Below are 4434 nucleotides of genomic sequence, written 5' to 3'. Positions count from 1 at the left end.
TCCCGTCAAGCTCACCAATATCGGCACTTCGCAAGCACGCGAGGTGACTACGGAACCCACGGGTGACTTCGTCTTTACGCAGTTGCTGCCGGGCACGTATCGCGTCGCTGAGTCTGCGCCGGGCTGGAAAGTGGACGAGGTGTTGCTCACGGGCGGCTCGACACTCTTGCCGGAAGTTCCCGCCGTTGTGGATAGCTTCTTCCCCGAGGCCATTGTTCGCCACGACAACGAGTTCGTCTTTACCGCCGTGGCCAGTGGAGCCGCACGCTTTGCGGGGGGCGTCCCCGTGGACGACTTCATCTACCACGACTACGCCATCGCGGTGCAAGAAGCCGATGGCAGTGTGGGCTACGAGCTGCTCTCCCCGCGCCGCACCCGCTACCCCACCGCCCCGGACTTTGCCGTGCGCTACTACGCCGACTACGCCGGGATGGAGGAGATGCGCTTCCGGGTCTGTGAGATCGGGCGGCTGGGCCAGAAGCCCGCGCTCTGGGAGCCGCGCCCCAATGGCAGCCGCTACTGGAGCCCCAAGAGCGAAAACGAGCGCGGCCAGGTCGTCGAGCTCAACCCCGCCGATGCCCCCATCCCCCTCAGCCCCGCTGGAGTTGGCACCTCCCCACGGCTGCGCGTCACCTACCACATCAACGCCGACCGCTGGCTCTGCATGACCGTCGAGGACTTGGTGAAAAAACAAACCCTCCGCGAAAACGTCTCCGTGGTGCGCCTGCGATGACAAGCCTACTCTGGAAGTTTTGCCACTATGGAAACGCCGAAGCGCGTGATGAAGCGTACCAGGAAATCTTAGAGCGCGGTGAGACGATCCTTCCCGAGTTGATACAGGCAGTCGAAGAGGAGCTTCAGAGAGTTCGTGGCTCTTTCGCGGCGACGAATGAGCTGGGCCAAGCATTCTATCCCGGCCCAGAGCCCCTTCAGCGCTTGGTAGCGCTCCTGATCACCTACGAGAGCCCCAAAATTTTATCGCCTCTTGCCTGGGTTGCAGCTTGGCGGAGATGGGACAAAGCCTTCCAACAACCCTTTGAGCAGCTTTCAGCAACTCTTGAGGCGAGGGCTACCCCTGCCGATATTGCGGCGTTTATCGAGGCACTACAGCGGCTGAGAGAGTTGTCGGGGACGAAAGCACAGCAGCTCTCGATTGCCAATGCGCTCTTGCGAATGGCAGAAAAAGACCCGAAGCTGGAGCTACGTGCGGCACTGCCTCTTCTGAAGCCAAGTCTCCGTACTCCTTGGGAGTTCATTGAGCTTCGCCAGCGCCTCAAAGCAGCACTGGGTGAGGAAAACCTACCGATTCCTGCCGGCCCACCGCAACCAACGCGGGACTTGCCGATTCCAATGGAGAAGGAGGAGTCAAAGTGACCGAAGTGGAGGGGTGGGTTCAGCAGCTTATTCATGGAGAGCGTGAGGTGCGTGTGCAAGCTGAAGCGCAGCTACTGAGCCTCGGTGAGAGGGTGGTTCCTGAGCTGCATCGGGCGCTAGAAAAAGAGCTACGCAAAACGCAGGGACTGATCCTAAGCTACGATCCGGTGCTACGGCTTGCGGAGGTGCTTGCCGCACTAGGAGACCGACGGAGCCTGTCCCTCCTGATCCGCGTCGCCCAGCTCCGCCAAAAGAGTATGGCAAATACGGACCACTTCATCGTCCCACTAAACGGACTGCTCCAGCAGCTGGAGGCGCGCGCTGATGCACAAGACTGCGCGGCACTGATAGAAATTCTCGTTCGGTTTCGACAGCAGCCGCTTAGCTCTTTTCCGACAGGATCTGATTCTCTGCTGGGGTGGAGTGTTCAGCAAGTGGCCCTGGCAATCATTCGAATTGCGGAGCGTGATCCTAAACCCGAGCTACGGGTAGCACTCCCCTTGTTGCGCTATTCTTTTTTATATACACCACTTGATTTGATGGGTTTACACAAGCGATTGAAAGTCGTTCTGGGAAGTGAGGATCTCCCCCTGCCTGCCACCCCGTCGGAGGCTTTCGAGAGCTTGCCCATTCCTACGACAAGCGAGGAAGCCACGTAACGATGAGCTACCAAAACCGCCCCGACTATCGGCAGCCCTTTGAGCAGCTTGCTGGGGAGCGCGAGCAGGAGGACAGCGAGCGCCAAGTGGCGCTCTTTGTCTCCGGAAGCCCACGCCAAAGAGAGAAGGCTACGACCTGGCTCGTCGAGTACTTAGAGGAAGCGAACCGAGAGACCGATCTTGTCCGGCAGTGGCGCAATGTCTTTCGGGGGCAGTTTCCTCTCTACCCGCTCACGTTTCACGAGCGAGCAACGGGCCTGCTGGCGCTCTTTCAGAACCAGCCCCGCGAGGCCGCCCAGCAGGCTTTGGGGGAGGCGGCAGCGGGGCATCACAGCCTCTGGCGTGTGCTCTGTCTGGGGCTCCAAGGCTACGCCACCTCCGCTGACCGCTTCTTTCTGGCGGCCGCAGCAGCGCGCGTGGCGGTTAAGCACTGGGAGACGCCGACTGCAGTGGGGAAGCTGCGTGAGGCGCTGACACAACAGCAAGGCGGCACGATCGACACGCTCTGTGGACAGCTCCTCCTAGAGCTGGCCCGCGACCTGCGCCCACATCCCGCGCTCCACCAGCTCCTTCCGTATCTCAAGAAGCTCCAACGAAATGCATCGCTTCAGTCACTCTGCCAAGAGCTACAAACTCGGATTCAGGCTATCTCTAAGAACCACTTCCCTCTGCCCGCCCTGCCCAACGAACACGATGAAAGCACGGAACCCAACCTGCCCCGGCCCGCTGGGAGCGCGGAGTCAAAGGAGGTTTAATGGAGCCTTCGTTTGAGAGCCTTCAGCAGAAAGTTCGCCAAGCAGAGCGCGGTGAGCTGGCCCATGATGAGGCGTATCTCGCCGTCGCCAAAGCGCTCGCTACAGCACTTCGGCAAGCCTCGGAGGCATTTATTCCTCAGGTAGCGACTCTGCATGAGCTAGCCTTCCTCCTGGCAAGCCTGGAGGATCCTCGTGGCCTTGTTCTGGTGGTTCAAGCTGAGAAGTTCATGGAGTACTCCTCGCCGCTGGAGCGGCTTCTTAAAGCCCTGGAGAAAAGAGCGGCTCCCGAGGATATTAGGGGCTTACGGGAGACGCTCGATCAGCTTTATGGTAAAGAGCGGTGGCTTATTCAGGCGATGCAGATTGCCCAGACGCTGGTAGAAATCGCCGAGTGCACTCCTTTTTCGGAGCCTCAAGCGCTCCTGGAGCGGATGCGCGACTATGCCTCGCATATTGTCTCGCCGCTTATCTTTTTTGACTTTCTCCACCGTCTCCAGGTGGTATATAGCGAGCCCATCACCCCCGAATCTCTCTTTTTTCGAGACTTCCAGTGGCTACTACGCGGCGAAGTCGGAACGGCGGAGCGGGCGCGAAAGGCGCTTCAAACATCGGGGCGTGCGCACATAGGCGTTCTGATTCAAGCACTGGAAACCGACCTAGCGACGCAGCGCGTGGTGCCCGACCACCTGCCGTCACTTGGGCGAACCGTTCTGCGCCTCTCAGAGCTTCTCGCCGATCTGGAAGACGTCCGAGCACTCCCCACACTCGTCCGTGTGAGCGTGGCCTTTGACGAGCCCTTGCTCCGTTTGGTCGAGTCCCTGCGCCAGCAAGACGCGAGGGCTGTCACGGAGGCTCTTGTCGAGGCGCTGAAAACACTCCGCACCTCACACCAGCCCAAGTGTGCCGTCGCCGTTGGAAGAGCCCTGCTAGAGATCGCCGAGCGCAACCCCAGTCTTGAGTTTCGCGCGGTACTATCGCTCTTAAAGCCTGGCTTTGGCGTTCCTATCGAGTTTTTTGGGCTCCACCGCCGCCTCAAAGCGCTCCTCGCCGATGGCAACTTACCGATTCCCACAGACGCACCAAAGGCGATGCAGAGCTTGCCAATCGCGAGCGACAAAAACGAGGCTCATCATGACTGAGGCGGAGGTTCACACTCTCTTTTCTGCACTCCAGAATGGTACGGACGCCATAAAAACACGGGCACGCCAGCAACTTCAGGAGGCAGGCGACGAGGTTATTGAGCCGCTTCAGCAGGCACTGGAGGACATGCTATGGACGCATCTGCCCCACCCACGGGGGCCGGAAAGGGATATTCCACCTCAAACACCAGAGCAGCGCCAGCGGGTACTAAGCATGGCGCTTGTCCTAGCGGATTTCGGGTCTCCCTTGAGCCTGAGAACCCTGGCTAAGACCTAATCTTGTCCCATAACTTTTTGTCGTCTTGGAGCCGAAATTGCAAAAGAGAGAGTGATGGAAACAACAGATTCTCTTCTTCAGCAAGAACCTACCGGAATATGTCAATGATTTTGAGACACTTTTCTTTTTTAATTTAGACTCTTTTTGCCTCCAGACTTACCCTGCATTTATCATCTGTCACGGCGGGCAAAGCGGAGTCCAGCACGAGTGCCAATACAGGAGGATTGATC

General features: G+C 58.8%; 6 protein-coding genes. All 6 read left to right on the top strand.

What is annotated here, in order from left to right:
• On the top strand, positions 1 to 733 hold a 733-nt coding region (locus RMO15_RS29925), incomplete at its 5' end, for a hypothetical protein (RefSeq protein WP_309721819.1).
• A complete protein-coding gene (locus RMO15_RS29920; RefSeq protein WP_309721817.1) occupies positions 730 to 1374 on the top strand; it encodes a hypothetical protein in 645 nt (214 codons plus the stop codon). The genes RMO15_RS29925 and RMO15_RS29920, both read left to right, overlap by 4 nt.
• On the top strand, positions 1371 to 2033 hold the full coding sequence (locus RMO15_RS29915) for a hypothetical protein (protein WP_309721814.1): 663 nt from the start codon (positions 1371 to 1373) through the stop codon (positions 2031 to 2033). Before RMO15_RS29920 ends, RMO15_RS29915 begins: the two co-directional genes overlap by 4 nt.
• A gap of 2 nt (positions 2034 to 2035) precedes the next feature.
• Complete coding sequence (locus tag RMO15_RS29910) at positions 2036 to 2788, top strand: hypothetical protein (RefSeq protein ID WP_309721811.1); 753 nt, start codon at positions 2036 to 2038, stop codon at positions 2786 to 2788.
• Positions 2788 to 3927 (top strand): hypothetical protein, encoded by a 1140-nt coding sequence (locus RMO15_RS29905; RefSeq protein WP_309721808.1) that lies wholly within the window; start codon positions 2788 to 2790, stop codon positions 3925 to 3927. The genes RMO15_RS29910 and RMO15_RS29905 overlap by 1 nt, the downstream gene beginning before the upstream one ends.
• Positions 3920 to 4204: a hypothetical protein gene (locus RMO15_RS29900; protein WP_309721805.1), complete on the top strand. Its 285-nt coding sequence runs from the start codon at positions 3920 to 3922 to the stop codon at positions 4202 to 4204. The genes RMO15_RS29905 and RMO15_RS29900 overlap by 8 nt, the downstream gene beginning before the upstream one ends.
• Positions 4205 to 4434 lie beyond the last annotated feature (230 nt).

This window comes from Armatimonas sp., assembly GCF_031410135.1.
Taxonomy (GTDB): Bacteria; Armatimonadota; Armatimonadia; order Armatimonadales; family Armatimonadaceae; genus Armatimonas.
This window is presented reverse-complemented; position numbering and strand designations above follow the sequence as displayed.